The 14022-nt window shown below is 65.3% G+C and carries 12 protein-coding genes and 1 pseudogene; 4 read left to right on the forward strand and 9 right to left on the reverse strand.

Going from position 1 to position 14022, the window contains the following annotated elements; genetic code table 11:
* Window positions 1-1796: pseudogene (locus FKZ61_RS21225) on the reverse strand (hypothetical protein); the annotation flags it as partial.
* A 2-nt stretch (window positions 1797-1798) separates the two neighbouring features.
* Entirely contained in the window at window positions 1799-2071 is a 273-nt protein-coding gene (locus FKZ61_RS21230) for a hypothetical protein (protein ID WP_141612156.1), read from the reverse strand.
* 320 nt (window positions 2072-2391) lie between these two features.
* On the opposite strand from FKZ61_RS21230, the gene FKZ61_RS21235 reads away from it, so the two are divergent.
* The 4 genes from FKZ61_RS21235 (at window position 2392) to FKZ61_RS21250 (ending at window position 6245) form a co-directional block, all read left to right on the forward strand.
* Window positions 2392-3909 carry a TrkH family potassium uptake protein gene (locus FKZ61_RS21235; protein ID WP_141612157.1) on the forward strand — a complete coding sequence of 506 codons (1518 nt, stop codon included), beginning with the start codon at window positions 2392-2394 and terminating at the stop codon, window positions 3907-3909.
* A gap of 35 nt (window positions 3910-3944) precedes the next feature.
* Window positions 3945-4850, forward strand: coding sequence for an N-formylglutamate amidohydrolase (locus FKZ61_RS21240; RefSeq protein ID WP_141612158.1), 906 nt, complete (start codon window positions 3945-3947; stop codon window positions 4848-4850).
* A 75-nt stretch (window positions 4851-4925) separates the two neighbouring features.
* Window positions 4926-5327 carry a hypothetical protein gene (locus FKZ61_RS21245; protein WP_141612159.1) on the forward strand — a complete coding sequence of 134 codons (402 nt, stop codon included), beginning with the start codon at window positions 4926-4928 and terminating at the stop codon, window positions 5325-5327.
* A gap of 141 nt (window positions 5328-5468) precedes the next feature.
* Window positions 5469-6245, forward strand: coding sequence for an alpha/beta fold hydrolase (locus FKZ61_RS21250; RefSeq protein ID WP_170200112.1), 777 nt, complete (start codon window positions 5469-5471; stop codon window positions 6243-6245).
* A gap of 103 nt (window positions 6246-6348) precedes the next feature.
* Here FKZ61_RS21250 and FKZ61_RS21255 read toward each other — a convergent pair whose 3' ends face one another.
* The 7 genes from FKZ61_RS21255 to hisE all read right to left on the reverse strand — a co-directional run bounded on the left by FKZ61_RS21255 (window position 6349) and on the right by hisE (window position 14020).
* Window positions 6349-7659, reverse strand: a complete 1311-nt coding sequence (locus FKZ61_RS21255; RefSeq protein ID WP_141612161.1) for an adenylosuccinate synthase — start codon at window positions 7657-7659, stop codon at window positions 6349-6351.
* Between the two features lie 117 nt (window positions 7660-7776).
* A complete protein-coding gene (locus tag FKZ61_RS21260; protein ID WP_141612162.1) occupies window positions 7777-8526 on the reverse strand; it encodes an SDR family NAD(P)-dependent oxidoreductase in 750 nt (249 codons plus the stop codon).
* A complete protein-coding gene (locus tag FKZ61_RS21265) occupies window positions 8523-9110 on the reverse strand; it encodes a biotin transporter BioY (RefSeq protein WP_141612163.1) in 588 nt (195 codons plus the stop codon). Before FKZ61_RS21265 ends, FKZ61_RS21260 begins: the two co-directional genes overlap by 4 nt.
* A gap of 94 nt (window positions 9111-9204) precedes the next feature.
* Entirely contained in the window at window positions 9205-10767 is a 1563-nt protein-coding gene (guaB, locus tag FKZ61_RS21270; RefSeq protein WP_141612164.1) for an IMP dehydrogenase, read from the reverse strand.
* Between the two features lie 177 nt (window positions 10768-10944).
* Window positions 10945-12000, reverse strand: coding sequence for a D-alanine--D-alanine ligase family protein (locus FKZ61_RS21275; RefSeq protein ID WP_141612165.1), 1056 nt, complete (start codon window positions 11998-12000; stop codon window positions 10945-10947).
* A gap of 42 nt (window positions 12001-12042) precedes the next feature.
* On the reverse strand, window positions 12043-13464 hold the full coding sequence (gene kamA, locus FKZ61_RS21280; RefSeq protein WP_141612166.1) for a lysine 2,3-aminomutase: 1422 nt from the start codon (window positions 13462-13464) through the stop codon (window positions 12043-12045).
* Window positions 13465-13735: 271 nt separating this feature from the next.
* Complete coding sequence (hisE, locus tag FKZ61_RS21285; protein WP_211358676.1) at window positions 13736-14020, reverse strand: phosphoribosyl-ATP diphosphatase; 285 nt, start codon at window positions 14018-14020, stop codon at window positions 13736-13738.
* Window positions 14021-14022 lie beyond the last annotated feature (2 nt).

The raw sequence follows: 14022 nt of genomic DNA on the forward strand, positions 1-14022 counted from the left end.
ACCACCACGTAGGAGCTCAGCCGGGGCGGCACCGCCTCCCCGTTCACTGCCCGACAGCCGATGTACTGGATGCCTGCCGTGGCGAAGGTCAGCTCATGGCGCCAGTGACCCTCCTCGTCCACCGTCACCGTGGCCACCACCTCCTCCCCCACGATGACCTCCACGTGGGCCCCAGGCTTGCCCGTGCCCCGAATCTCCACCACCTGCCCCACCACCGCCTGCACCGGCGACGCCACACACGTGGGCTGCACCGGCGTCGGGGTCACCGTCGGCGTATGAGTCTCCGTCGGCGTCGCAGTAGGCAACGGCGTCTCTGTCGCTGTGGGCGTCAAGGTGAAAGTCGGCGTGACCGTGGGCGTCTCCGTGGCCGTGGGGGTCGGCGTTTCTGTAGGTGTATGGGTGGCCGTCGGGGTCGGCGTGTGAGTAGCCGTGGGCGTCTCGGTGGGCGTGGGCGTAGGCGGCGGCGCTACCACCACGTAGGAGCTCAGTCGGGGCGGCACCGCCTCCCCGTTCACTGCCCGACAGCCGATGTACTGGATGCCTGCCGTGGCGAAGGTCAGCTCATGGCGCCAGTGACCCTCCTCGTCCACCGTCACCGTGGCCACCACCTCCTCCCCCACGATGACCTCCACGTGGGCCCCAGGCTTGCCCGTGCCCCGAATCTCCACCACCTGCCCCACCACCGCCTGCACCGGCGACGCCACACACGTGGGCTGCACCGGCGTCGGGGTCACCGTCGGCGTATGAGTCTCCGTCGGCGTCGCAGTAGGCAACGGCGTCAGGGTGAAGGTCGGCGTAGACGTCGGCGTTTCTGTAGGCGTATGGGTGGCCGTCGGAGATGGTGTTTCTGTAGGTGTCTCCGTCGGGGTTTCAGTCGGCTGCGGCGTGCTCGTAGGCGTCTCCGTCGCCGTGGGTGCTTCGGTGGGTGTCTCCGTCGGGCTCGCTGTGAAGGTGGCTGTGGGTGCTTCGGTGGGCGTCTCGCCAGGAGCGGGGGTTCTGGTGGCGACCTCCGCAGGAAGCACCGTAGGCGAAAGGGGCAGGGTAGCCGTCACAGTCACCGTTTCAGCCGGCACGATCCCTGCACCCTCAGCCGGCACTGTGGCAGTTCCAACCGAGGCCTGGATGGGGGTTGGAGTACTGGTTTCAGCCTGGGTAGCCGTGGGCACGGGCGTTGACGTCTCTGTGGGGAACTCCGTCGCCGTAGGGCTGGCCGTGAACGTGGCCGTCGCCGTGTCCGTCGGAAGCGGCGTCGCTGTCTCGGTAGGGGTCTCAGTAGGAGTCTCAGTCGGCGCTTCGGTTGGTGTTTGAGTAGGGGTCTCTGTTGGCGCTTCGGTCGGTGTTTCGGTGGATGTAGGCGCCACCGTTTCGGTAGGCGTCTCTGTCGGCACTGCCGTCGATGTCTCGGTGGGCAGCGCCGTGGCCGTAGGCGACGGCGCCTCCGCGGGCGCCCCAGGGGTCGGCGTGACGGTTGGCAGCACCGCGACTGCGGTCGTCGCAGTGACGGTCACCGGGACGGTCACCGGGGCCGTCGGTGGGGTAGGAGCAGCGGTGTCAGTAGGCGAGGGCGCCGGAGTTGGCGAAACGGTTGGCTCGGCCGTGGCCGTTTCCACTGCCGCCGCGGCAATCTCTGGGGTGTAGGTGGGAACCGGGGTGGAGGTGGGCGTTGGACGAGCCATCCGGCTGCTGATGCTGTAGACCACAAAGACGATGATGAACAGCGCGATCAGCAGGAGCAGAAACCAATATTTGGCAAAATCAAAGCGGCGGATGGCCCGGGGAGACCGTTTCGGTGACATGTTCACGCCTCCCCGTGGGTAGCACGCCCCGCCTCTCCGTCAGATTCTGTCCGCTCAGATTCTGTCCGGGTGGACGAAGGGGCATGGGATGGTTCCTCCAGCCTGGCCCGCAGGGCCTCCAGTTCAGCTTCGGCTTCCTCCAGCCGCTTGCGCAGACGCTTTTCCTCCGCCTCAGCTGCCTCGATACCACTTCGCCAGAAAGTCCAGTCAATGATCCACTCGATTACCCAGCCGATGATAAGACCTGCAATGAGACCAAGCCACAGCTGCGACATGTCCGTCTCCGTTCCCATGGTGCTGAATTAGATGTATCGGATCGGATGACTCCAGACTTCTTTCTACCATAGAACCAGGCAACAGACAAAAGCCCTCCTGGCAGCCGGAGAGTTGCGCAGAAAAGGCTGCGTGCACCACACCCTTTGTGGCCCTTGCAAAGAGAGGCGGCCGACAAGGTGGAGCCCAGCTACGCCGTGGGACGGTACGTCGAGGCGGTTGCCTGTTTGACCTCTCCCCAAGGTCCGTAGCATAATCCCTCATACATGTCCAGGGTCATCCGACAGAAAATCAGCAGCAGGCAGCCCATGATGGCAAGTTCATGAACACCGCAGCCGAGCCCCAATCCGATTCTCACGAGCCCGAAGAGCAGCGGCCGGCAGGAGCCGGGCCAGCAGCCGACCGACGGCGCCCGCCTCGGCTCCCCTACCAGCACAAGATACCCATTGTCGAAGAGGAACTGGAGCTACTGGACGATGAGACACCCGACGTCATTCCGCTGAAGCGTCGGCGGGAGTGGATGTCCGGCCCCTGGGTCCTGATCTTCGGCTTCGCCTTCATCATCCTGATCGGCACCGTGCTGTTGAAGTTGCCCTGGTCCGCAGCGCCGGGGAAGACCATCACCTGGTCAGAGGCCCTGTTCACATCCACCAGTGCCACCACCGTGACCGGCCTGGTGGTTCGCAACACCGCCCAGGACTTCTCCTTCTTCGGACAGTTGGTCATCCTCTTTCTGCTACAGGTGGGAGGCGTTGGTTTCATCTCGTTCAGCGTCCTCCTCTTTCGGCTGATCGGGCGGCGCATCACCCTGCAGACTCGCTTCATCGTACAGCAGAGCCTGGGCACCAGCCGGGTCAGCGGCGCCCTGGACCTGGCCCTGTACGTGCTGGGGGTCACCCTCTCCCTGGAAGCTGTGGGGGCTTTGCTCCTCTACCTGCGCTGGCGCAGCCATTTGCCCGAGGGTGAGGCCCTGTGGTACGCCATCTTCCACGCCATCAGCAGTTACTGCAACGCGGGCTTCGATCTCTTCTCCGGGACAGAGGCGGGCGTGCTCTTCGGTTTCGGCACCGACTGGTTCACCCTCCTGGTGATGGGAGTATTGATCCTGTTGGGCGGGTTCGGCATCACCGTCATGTACGACCTCTGGAGCTACCGTTTTGACCGCACCCTGGGGCTGAATACCCGCCTGACCCTGATCCTGGCCCTGGTTCTGACGGTGACCGGCACGGCCATTGTGATGATCGACCCCAACCTGCACCGCAACCTCTTCCCGGACCTGAGCTGGGGCAAGCGCTTCGCCGTGGGGCTCTTTACGGTGGTCTCCGCGCGCACGGCCGGCCTGACGATTCTACCCCTGGATCAGCTGAGCGAAGGCTCCCAGCTTATCATCATGCTCTGGATGTTCATCGGCGGCGCGCCGGCCAGCATGGCAGGGGGCGTCAGCACCAGCACCGTGGCCGTGTTGCTGGTGGCGGTGCTGGCCACGGCCCGAGGGCACTCGGCGGCGGTCTCCTTTCAGCGCACCCTGCCCAACGAGACCATCGCCAAGGCGGTGGCCATCATGACGGTGAGCACCCTGCTGGTTACGGTGGTTACCCTGATCCTTTCCCTGCGCCACGAAGGCGACATCTTCACCGTCGGCTTCGAAGTGGTGAGCGCCTTTGCCAACGCAGGCTATTCCCTGGATTTCACCAGCAAGCTCGACGCGGTGGGCCGCTACCTGATCGCGTTCACCATGTTCTGGGGGCGCCTGGGCCCCCTTACCATCGTGGTGGCCCTAGCCCAGAGCGAGCAGCCGACCCTGATCCGCTATCCGGAAGAACCGGTGATTTTGGGGTAAAGACGGTAGACAGTAGACGGTAGGAAGAGTGGAGTATGCGTCAAGCGCCTTTGCCTGTGATTTTGAGCTGCCCCCATGGGGGCCTGGAGGTGCCGCCCCAGGTGGCCGAGCGTCTCGCGGTGGATAGGGTGACCCTCTACAACGACTGTGACCTGTGGGTGGATCAGCTTTTCGATTTCGGCCATCCGGATCTCCAGCCCCTGATCCCGGCAGGAGTGGGGTCCGGCGTGCTGGCCCAGGTGACCATGCCCATCGCCCGGGCCCTCATCGATGCCAACCGGCCACCAGACGACCTGGACAATCCCGATGGGGCCGTCAAGTCCATGTCCAGCTATGGTGTTCCCCTGTACCGCGAGCCCCTCGAGCAGGAGCTCAAGCAGCAACTGCTGGACAGCTACTGGCGCCCCTATCACCAGGCCCTGGCCGACGCCCTCCACCGCCATGCCGGCCAGGTGAAGCTGCTGTTGGATTGCCACAACATGGCCCAGGTAGGCCCCTCGGCCTATCACAAGGCGGGCGCGCCCCGCCCCCTCATCTGCCTGGGCAATGGGGGCGATGCCCAGGGCGAACCCCGCCCGGGAGTGCCCCACGTCTCCTGCCCACCCTGGCTGATCCAGGCCGCGGCCACGCTGGCAGCCGAACTGTTCCAGGATCTCCCCCTGTTGGAACCGGAAGCAGGCATACAGCCACCAGTGGTCGCCATCAACGATCCTTATCCTGGCGGCTACATTCTGCGGGCCTATGGCCCGGGCGGGCCCCTGGCTCCCCCGGATGCCCCACCGGCTATGATGATTGAGATCAACCGTGGTCTCTTCGTGGGCAACCAGCGGGCCGATACACCCATGCGGCCGCCCCATCAGGAGCGCATTCACGCCATCCGCGAGCGGCTATACCGGTGGCTACTCGGCGTGTTGGATCTGCTGGAGGCGGGGTCGGTTTGATGGTTGTGGCTCGTCGACTGCGGCGTAGCAACGCTGTTTATGGCTACACGAAATAAAGAGGGGGCACCGTTTCCCATGGATGAGGCTGAACGCACCCACATCTACAAATTGACCGACGACGGCGAACTGCTGCTCGGCTATGTGGGCCCCGACCAGGTCATCTACAAGCTGCGCTGGAACGAGGGCCGTCCCGTGGGCCGGGTGGATGACCAGGGCCGGGTCTTCCGCTTCACCCAACACGACGAGCGGGAACTGGGCTACTTCACCGCCCGGGGCACCATCCACAGCCATGGCCTCTTCGAAGGCGGCGACCTGGGTTGGGTGGAGCCAGACGGCGTGGTCATCCAGGCCGGGCTCATCTTCGGCGAAGAAGAAGTGGGACGAGTCGACGGCCCCCGCCCCATCGCCGCTGCAGCCGCCCTGCTCCTCCTCTTCCTGCCAGATGAAGCCGAACAGAACCGACAGATGCGACGTTGAATCGACCGGCAACCGCCAACGGTGTGCCATCACAACGAGAAAACCAGAACGATGCCCATGTCCCAGATTCGGACCGCTTTTTATGAAACGCCACGGATGACTTTCCACTGCCGAATACACGGAGATGAGGATGGCCTGCCCATGCTCCTCCTCCACGGCAGTTTCGCCAGCAGCCGCTGGTGGGAACCCTTCCTGAACATCCTCCCCAATGAAATCCTGGCCGTCGCGCCCGATCTGCGGGGCTGCGGCCAGAGCGACAAGAGCGAAACCGGCTATGCCATTGAGGAACAGGCCGAGGACGTCTGGGCTCTGGTCCAGGCCCTGGAATGGGACGAGTTCGATCTGGTCGGCCATTCCAGCGGCGGCGCCATCGCCATGGAATTTGCCCTGCAGCACATGGAGCGCCTCCACAGCCTGATCCTGGTGGACAGTGCGCCGGCCGAGGGCGTTTTCACGCCGGTGGATGCCTATGTTCTGTTGGAACGCATGAAAACCGACCCTGAATTACTACGCGAAGGACTCAAGGTGTTGATGCCCACCTGGCACGACGATGAAGGCGATCCAGAGCGCCGGCGCTTCCTAGATCAACTAGTGGCGGATGCCCAACAGATGGCGCCGGCTGCCTTCACCGCCATCGCCGACGCCTTAGGCCGGTGGAACCGATTCCACGAGGTTCGCCACCTGACCCTGCCCACCCTCCTCATCTGGGGCGACCAGGATGAGATCGTGGATCGGGACGCCACTACCCGCACCCTGATCGCCATTCCCGGCGCGGCGAATCTGGAGATCCTGCGCCAGGTGGGCCACAGCCCCATGATTGAGGCACCGGTGGCCCTGGCCGAACGGATGATTGACTTTATCACCGACGAATTCGAGGAATACGAAGCCATCCGAGAGATGGCTGAAGAGGAGGAGTGACAGACTCTGTTAGAATCTGTCACTCCCTTTGCAGATTCGAGCCACAGATTTCACAGATGACCCTGCTGCAGGAACACCCCGGAGAGGCAGAGGGCGCGAACTCTTACCGTGAGGCAGGCGCGGCCGCAGTCGTGAAGACAGCGTCCACTTCGAACATCTGGTCCCGCTCCGGCCCTACGGAGACGTAGTCCACCTTCACCCCGGCCAGCTCGCTCAGCCGCCGGATGTAGGCCTGGGCGGCCGGCGGCAGGTCGGCCCAGCGGCGGCACGCCTGGGTGGAAGTCTGCCAGCCCGGCCACTCCTCGTAGACCGGGGTCACCTGGAAGAGGACCGGCGTGTCCGGCATGGAATCGGTGATCACTTCGCCGCTGGGCAGTCGATACCCCACACAGATTTTAATGGTCTCGAAGGTATCCAGGACATCCAGCTTGGTGATGGCCAGGCCGGTCATGCCGTTGAGCCAGGCCGCGTAGCCGATGGCCACCCCGTCGAACCAGCCACACCGGCGGGGACGGCCGGTGGTGGCGCCGTATTCGCCCCCCAGTTCCCGCAGCCGTTCGCCGTCGGCATCGTGCAGTTCGACCGGGAAGGGGCCGTCCCCCACCGCGGTGCTGTAGGCCTTGACCACGCCGATAACCCGGTCAATGGCCCGGGCAGGCAGGCCGGCGCCGGAGCTGGCATAGGCCGCGGTGGGATTGCTGCTGGTCACGTAGGGGTAGATGCCCCAGTCCAGATCCCGCATGACGCCCAGCTGCCCTTCCAGCAGGATGGAGCGCCGCTCCTGGACGGCACGGCGCAGCAGGGGGACGGTATCCACGATGCGGGTGGCCAGCTTCTGGCGATAGGCCATGCAAAGCTCGTAGAGTTCCTGACCGTCCACCGGTTCTCCACCCAGGATCTCAATCTTGCGGTTGACCGTGCGCAGGGCATTGTCCAGGCGGCTCTCCAGCCATTCCGGCTGCAGCAGGTCGCCGATGCGCAGGCCAGCGCGGGCCGCCTTGTCCGCGTAGGCCGGCCCGATGCCCCGCTTGGTGGTGCCGATGGTATCCTCGCCCCGGGCGGCTTCTTCCAGTTCATCCAACAGTCGGTGGTATGGCATCACCATCTGGGCCCGGGCGCTGATCCAGAGGTTGCTCAGATCGACCCCTGCCGCTTCCAGCTGGGCCATCTCATCCAGCAGAGCGCCGGGGTTAACCACGCAGCCCGAGCCAATGATGTTCTGGGTGTTGGGATTGAAGATGCCACTGGGGATCAGGTGCAGGGCGTGTTTGCCGTACTGGTTGATGACCGTATGGCCGGCGTTGTCTCCCCCCTGGAACCGGATCACCACATCGGCCTGCTGGGCCAGATAATCGATGATGCGACCTTTTCCCTCATCGCCCCACTGGGCACCCACCACTGCGGTTACTGACATGGAATCCACCTTCTAGCTTGCTTAGGTGACTACGTGACAACGTAACAACGTGACAACGTAACCATGTACGGTCTCGGCACTCTATCACCTAATCACCCAGTCTAATCACCCGGTCACCTACTTGGCCGATTCGCCGCCATCGATGGTCAAGACGGCCCCGGTGATGAAGCGGGCTTCATCAGAACAGAGAAAAGCCACGGCCCGGGCGATGTCCTCGGGCTGGCCGATAGTGCCCAACGGGATCAGGGGCAATTGGGCCTTGAAGAAATCTTCCGGCATGCCCTCAAAGGCTTCCGTTCGGATCAGGCCGGGCCGGATCACGTTGGAGCGAACGCCCAGCCGGGCCAGCTCCAGGGCCAGTTTGCGGCTGAGCCCCTCCAGCCCGGCCTTGCTGGCGGCATAGGCAGCATCGTCGAATTCGCCGGCGATGCTGCTGATGCTGCTGATGTGCAGGATGTTGCCCCGGCTGGCAATCAGGTGGGGCACGGCCGCCTGGACCATGGCAAAGGCGCCATCCAGGTTGATGGCCATCACGTGACGCCAGGCCTCGAAGGGCATCTCCTCCACACCCATACCCGCGGAGACGGCTGCGTTGTTCACCAACACATCCAGCCGACCGAAGCGGTCCACCACCACCTGGACGATGGCCTGGGCGTCGGTGGAGATATCCCCCGGCACCGCCACCACTTCATGGCCCGCCGCCCGCAGCTCCGCCGCCTTGGCCTCCAGGAGATGGGCACGGCGCCCCACCAGGCCGACCGCCGCGCCCTCCTGGGCCAGCTGGGTGGCAATGGCTGCGCCGATCCCGGTGCTGCTGCCCGTGACCAGGGCGACCTTGCCTTCAAAGCGCCTGTGCCGGGCGTTCAACGGAGATCCTCACTGCTGCGATAGTCCAAAAAATAGCGCCCGCCCCGGGCCACCAGCGCCGCCACCACAGCTTTGGCCAGGTCTACACCGATGAAGGGCACCACCCCCTTCCAGAAGGCCTGCCCCCAGTCCTGCAGGACCACGGCCAGCCAGGACATACCCACCAGGTAGATGACCAACACGCCGGCCAGGCCCGCTACAAAGCTGCGCAGGGTCAGTATCCAGCCCTGCTCCCGGACGTTCTCCACCAGGGCGCCGGTCACGTAGGCCGCGGGCACGAAGCCCACCAGGTAGCCGGCAGTGGGGCCGGCAAAGACACCCGGGCCGCCCATGCCGCTGGCGCTAAGGGGAGCGCCGGCCAGGATGGCCCCCAGGTAGAGGAGCTGGCTGGCTGCGCCGCCACGCGCGCCCAACACCAGGCCACTCAACAGAACGGCCAGCACCTGCAGGGTGATGGGCACGGGCGTAAAGGGCAAAGGGATGGTGATGCGCGCGGTGGTGGCGGTTAACAGGGCAAAGAAGGCGATGCCGATGCCGGCGGCCACTCGAGGCCGCGCCAGGCTGCGGATGGTCGTGTCGAACATGGTGCACAAACCTCGTCGGAGTTTCTGACGTGATGTTGAAATGCTGACGTGATGTTGCCAAAATGGTACCGGGCGCTGCAACCAGCGCCCCTACTTAGCGTACGGGCTGGATCTGATAGTTGGGCGCTTCCTTGGTGATGATCACGCTGTGGGGGTGGCTCTCGCTGTAGCTGGCGGCGGTGATGCGCACAAAGCGGGCCTTGCGCCAGAGGTCGGGGATATCCTCGGCACCCACATAGCCCATCCCGCTGCGCAGGCCGCCCATCAACTGGTAGATGAAGTCCTTGAGATGGCCCTTGTAGGGGACCTGGCCTTCGATGCCTTCGGGCACGGTCTTCCCGCTGATGTCCGGGCTGGCCGACTCACCGTTCTGGGCACTCTGGTAGCGATCTGCGGCCCGGCCGCGCATGGCGCCCAGGCTGCCCATGCCCCGGTACTCCTTGAACGAGCGCCCTTCCCGGATCACGATCTCGCCGGGCGACTCGTGGAGGCCGGCCAGCAGGCTGCCCAACATGACGGCAGAAGCGCCGGCGGCGATGGCCTTGGTGATGTCCCCGCTGTACCGGATGCCGCCGTCGGCGATGATGGGGACGCCCAGCTCCCGGGCAGCCGCGGCACACTCGGCGATGGCAGTCAACTGGGGCATGCCGGCGCCGCTGACGATGCGGGTGGTGCAGATGGAGCCCGCACCGACGCCCACTTTCACCACATCCGCGCCCGCTTCCACCAGATCCCGCACGCCGGCCGCGGTGACCACGTTGCCGGCCAGGATGGGGATCTCCGGGAAGCGGCGGCGCAGGGCTCGCACAGTCTGCAGGACGCCTTTGCTGTGGCCATGGGCGGTGTCGATGGCCAGGCCGTCCACGCCGGCCGCCACCAGCAGCTCGGCCCGCTGCAGGCCGGCCTCGCCCACGCCCACGGCGCCAGCCACCAGCAGCCGCCCCCGGTCATCCTTGGCCGCGGCCGGGTAGTCCAGGCGCTTGAGGATGTCCTTGTAGGTGATCAGGCCCTTCAGATAGCCGTGTTCATCCACCAGGGGCAGCTTTTCGATGCGGTAGCGGTGGAGGATCTCCTGGGCCTCGGCCAGGGTGGTGCCCCAGCGGGCGGTGATGAGATTCTCCCGGGTCATGTACTCGGCGATGGGGCGGCGGTAGTCATCGGCAAAGCGGATATCCCGGTTGGTCAGGATCCCCACCAGGCGGCCCGCTTCGTCGGTGATGGGCACGCCGCTGATGTGGTAGCGGCTCATGACCGCCTCCGCGTCGGCCAGGGTGGCATCGGGCGAGAGGGTGATGGGATCCACGATCATGCCGCTCTCGCTGCGCTTCACCTTGTCCACTTCGCTGGCCTGCTGCTCCGGCGTCAGGTTCCGGTGGATGACGCCCAGGCCGCCCTGGCGGGCCAGCGCAATGGCCATTTCGCTCTCGGTAACCGTGTCCATGGCGGCGCTGATTACGGGGATGTTGAGCTGCAGCCGCTCATGGAGGCGGACGCTGATGTCGATCTCCGCCGGCAGCTTCTCGGCGTAGCCGGGCACCAACAGGACATCGTCGAAGGTGAGGGCTTCTTTTGTAAAACGGGCAGCGGCAGCCGCTTCCACGCTGTCACCGTTGTAGGCCTGCGCTGCCCAGGTCAACTCTTCGGCCGTGAGGCTCATCTTCTCCTGCTCCTCTTGATCTGTTTCACCGCTCAGGCTTCGGTCGCTATTGTACCACCGGGCCGGGCATCTACCAATAAAATAGGGTGACTGGGTGATTGGGCGGTGGGGAGATGGCCGGTGGTCTTGTCTCCCCAATCGTCGAGTTCCCGGGTCCCCCAATCACCCAATCGCCAATCATCCCAGCCCATACCGGGCGGCCGCCTCGTCCAGGATGCGGTTGATGAGCGCCTCATACGACCAGCCGGCCGCGGCGGCCTCGATGCACAGATCCGAGTAGCCGGGGTTCAGGCCAGGCAGCGGGTTGACCTCCAGGATGTAGGGCCGGTCCTGGTCGTCGGCATCCAGGCGAAAGTCCACCCGGGCCACATCCAAACAGCCGATGACCCGGAAAACCGCCGCCGTCAACCGGTTGAGTTCCTCCACCTGCTCCGGGCTCAGGGGCGCCGGGCAGAGGTAGTGGAAGGTATCGGCCAGCTCCACCTTCATGCGGTTGGTGTAGACCCCGCCCTCTTCGGCGGGGTAGCGGGCCAGATCCACCTCCAGGGGCGGGAGGAAGGTGAGCCCCTGGAGCAGGCGCGGCGCTCCCTCATCGGGGGTGAGCCGCCTGGCCACCGGGGCCACCAGGTTGCCCACCACCCCCACTGTGACTTCCCGCCCCCGGATGAAGCGCTCCACCAGTGCGGGCTGCGCGTACCGTTCCAGGATCAGGCGCAACTGTTGCCGCAGGGCCGCCTCGTCCTGGACGATGGACGCCGCGCTGACGCCCATCCCCGTGCCTTCCCGGCTGGGCTTGACGAAGAGGGGGAAGGAGAGGGCGGGGTCCAGCTCCTCGTCCGGCCGCTCGAAAACCTGGAAGGGCGGCGTGGGCAGGCCGTGGTACGTCAACACCCGTTTGGCCATGGGCTTGTCCAGGGAAAGCGCCAGGGCCAGGATCTTGGAGCCGGTGTAGGGAATGCGCAGCATCTCCAGGATGGCCGGCACCTGGGCTTCCCGGGCGTCGCCGAAGTGGCCTTCACAGATGTTGAAGCAGATGTCCGGCTTGAGTTGGGGGAGGGTTTCACACAGGGTGATGTTGCCCTCCAGGAAGGTCACCTGATGGCCGCCGGCCTCCAGGGCTTCTGCGATGGCCTGGATGGTCTTCTCCGAGTCCAGGTCGTCCCACCGATCCGGCGACATCCCTGGCCAGGTGGGCGCGTTTTTCTTCAGGTTGGCCAGCAAAGCGACACGCATGGCGGTTCCTTTCCCCTTTCTCACCACTGTCTCACCAGAGCCTCACCAGAGGGGGACAGGATCTTGCCTGTCCGGCGCGGGCTGGCTGTGTCCATTGTGGCCCCCCGCCAGAGACGCAGAGGGGGGTGCCGCTTCCGGGGCAGGCAGGCCGGCAGCGGTCAGGTGGGTCAGGCGCTGGTGGGTGATGGTAAAGCCCTCCGGGGCGATGGCCAGCCTCTGGCCGGAGAGGAGGGCCGCCACCCCTTCCTGGCCCTCTTCCGGGTGCAGGGCCGCGTAGCGCCGGCAGGTGGGGCAGGTGTTGGGATCGTGGCGGGTGTAGTGTTGGGGCTGGCTATAGGCGCTCATGAACCCCTCGTAGTTGCGCACCACCACCCGGTCGGCCGACTGGCTGATGACGTAGTTGGGCATGACCGGGATCTTGCCGCCGCCCCCCGGTGCGTCGATGACGTAGGTGGGGATGGCGTAGCCGGAGGTGTGCCCCCGCAGGGCCTCCATGATTTCGATGCCCACGGCCACCGGCGTGCGGAAGTGGCCGGCGCCGTGGACCAGGTCGCACTGGTACAGGTAGTAGGGCCGCACCCGGTTCATGACCAGCTTGTGGCAGAGCTCCTTGATGATGTTGGGGCAGTCGTTGACCCCGGCCAGCAGGACGCTCTGGCAGCCCAGGGGGATGCCCGCGTCGGCCAGGCGGCCCAGGGCCTTGGAGACTTCCGGCGTGATCTCCTTGGGGTGGTTGAAGTGGACGTTCATCCAGAGGGGGTGGTACTGCCGCAGCATGGCCACCAGCTCCGGCGTGATGCGCTGGGGCAGGAAGCAGGGCACCCGGGTGCCGATGCGCACAATCTCCACGTGGGGGATGGCCCGCAGCCGGCGCAGGATGTCCTCCAGGATGGCCTGGGGAATGGTCAGGGGATCGCCGCCGGAGAGGAGCACATCCCGAATCTGGGGCGTGCGGGCGATGTAATCGATCTGGGCGTCGTAGTCTCGCCGGCTGAACTGGGCCGCGGGGTTCCCCACGATGCGGCTGCGGGTGCAGTAGCGGCAGTAGCTGGCGCACTGGGTGGTCACCAGCATGAGGACCCGATCGGGGTAGCGGTGCACCAGACCGGGCACGGGCGAATGGCCCTCCTCGTTCAGGGAGTCCACCATCTCCGAGTCGAAGGGCACCAGCTCCTGGCCGGTGGGGATGATCTGCCGGCGGATGGGGCAATTGGGGTCGTCGGGGTCCATCAGGCTGGCGAAGTAGGGGGTGACGTCGACGCGAAAACGCCCGGGCGCCGACAGGCCGACCATCTCGTCGGGTGTCAGGCGGATGACCCGGGCGAAGTCTTCCACGGTGTTGAGGCGATGGCTGAGCTGCCACCGCCAGTCACGCCACCGGTCCAGGGGGACGTCCTGCCAGGGAGCGGGCGGAGTCTGGCCCGAACTGGGAGGCTCCTGGGATTCTGCGTGTTGGGTTTGCATGGCGAGTCGATCCTTTCTTTGGTAACTCTGGAGTCCGAAGTCCGGAGTCCTGAGTCAAGACTTCGGGCTTTCAGACTGATAAACAACAAAAAGCCGCCCAATCACGGCCGCATCGATCCCGGGAGGATCGAAACACGGTGGATTGTGGCGACTTTTACGCAAACGGACAGACGATCGGTCTGTACGTTTGCATCATGCATCAAAGGTGACTGCCATGCAAATTTCGGCAGGGCGATGAAGGGGAAATGCGGGCGCCAGGAGCCCCCCAAGCTCAGCGGGCGCGACGGGCCAACTCGGCCTCCACGTCGCTCCACTGGAGTCCCCGGGCGGAGAGGAGGACCAGGCTGTGGTAGATGAGGTCCGCCATCTCGTAGATCACCCGCTCGTCCCCCTCCCCTTTGGCGGCGATGAGGACTTCCACGGCCTCTTCGCCAATTTTCTTCAGGATCTCATTTTCCCCGGCTGCGAAGAGGCTGGCGGTGTAAGAGCCGGCGGGCGCGTTGCCGCCCTTGCGGCTTTCGATGGTGGCAAAGAGGGAGTCGATCACCTGACTCATGC

The organism is Litorilinea aerophila (assembly GCF_006569185.2).
Classification (GTDB): domain Bacteria; phylum Chloroflexota; class Anaerolineae; order Caldilineales; family Caldilineaceae; genus Litorilinea; species Litorilinea aerophila.

Coding starts and splice junctions, on each gene's coding strand:
- FKZ61_RS21230 (WP_141612156.1), bottom strand. CDS start 2,071: ATGTCGCAGCTGTGGCTTGGTCTCATTGCAGGTCTTATCATCGGCTGG.
- FKZ61_RS21235 (WP_141612157.1), top strand. CDS start 2,392: ATGAACACCGCAGCCGAGCCCCAATCCGATTCTCACGAGCCCGAAGAG.
- FKZ61_RS21240 (WP_141612158.1), top strand. CDS start 3,945: ATGCGTCAAGCGCCTTTGCCTGTGATTTTGAGCTGCCCCCATGGGGGC.
- FKZ61_RS21245 (WP_141612159.1), top strand. CDS start 4,926: ATGGATGAGGCTGAACGCACCCACATCTACAAATTGACCGACGACGGC.
- FKZ61_RS21250 (WP_170200112.1), top strand. CDS start 5,469: ATGCTCCTCCTCCACGGCAGTTTCGCCAGCAGCCGCTGGTGGGAACCC.
- FKZ61_RS21255 (WP_141612161.1), bottom strand. CDS start 7,659: ATGTCAGTAACCGCAGTGGTGGGTGCCCAGTGGGGCGATGAGGGAAAA.
- FKZ61_RS21265 (WP_141612163.1), bottom strand. CDS start 9,110: ATGTTCGACACGACCATCCGCAGCCTGGCGCGGCCTCGAGTGGCCGCC.
- guaB (WP_141612164.1), bottom strand. CDS start 10,767: ATGAGCCTCACGGCCGAAGAGTTGACCTGGGCAGCGCAGGCCTACAAC.
- FKZ61_RS21275 (WP_141612165.1), bottom strand. CDS start 12,000: ATGCGTGTCGCTTTGCTGGCCAACCTGAAGAAAAACGCGCCCACCTGG.
- kamA (WP_141612166.1), bottom strand. CDS start 13,464: ATGCAAACCCAACACGCAGAATCCCAGGAGCCTCCCAGTTCGGGCCAG.
- hisE (WP_211358676.1), bottom strand. CDS start 14,020: ATGAGTCAGGTGATCGACTCCCTCTTTGCCACCATCGAAAGCCGCAAG.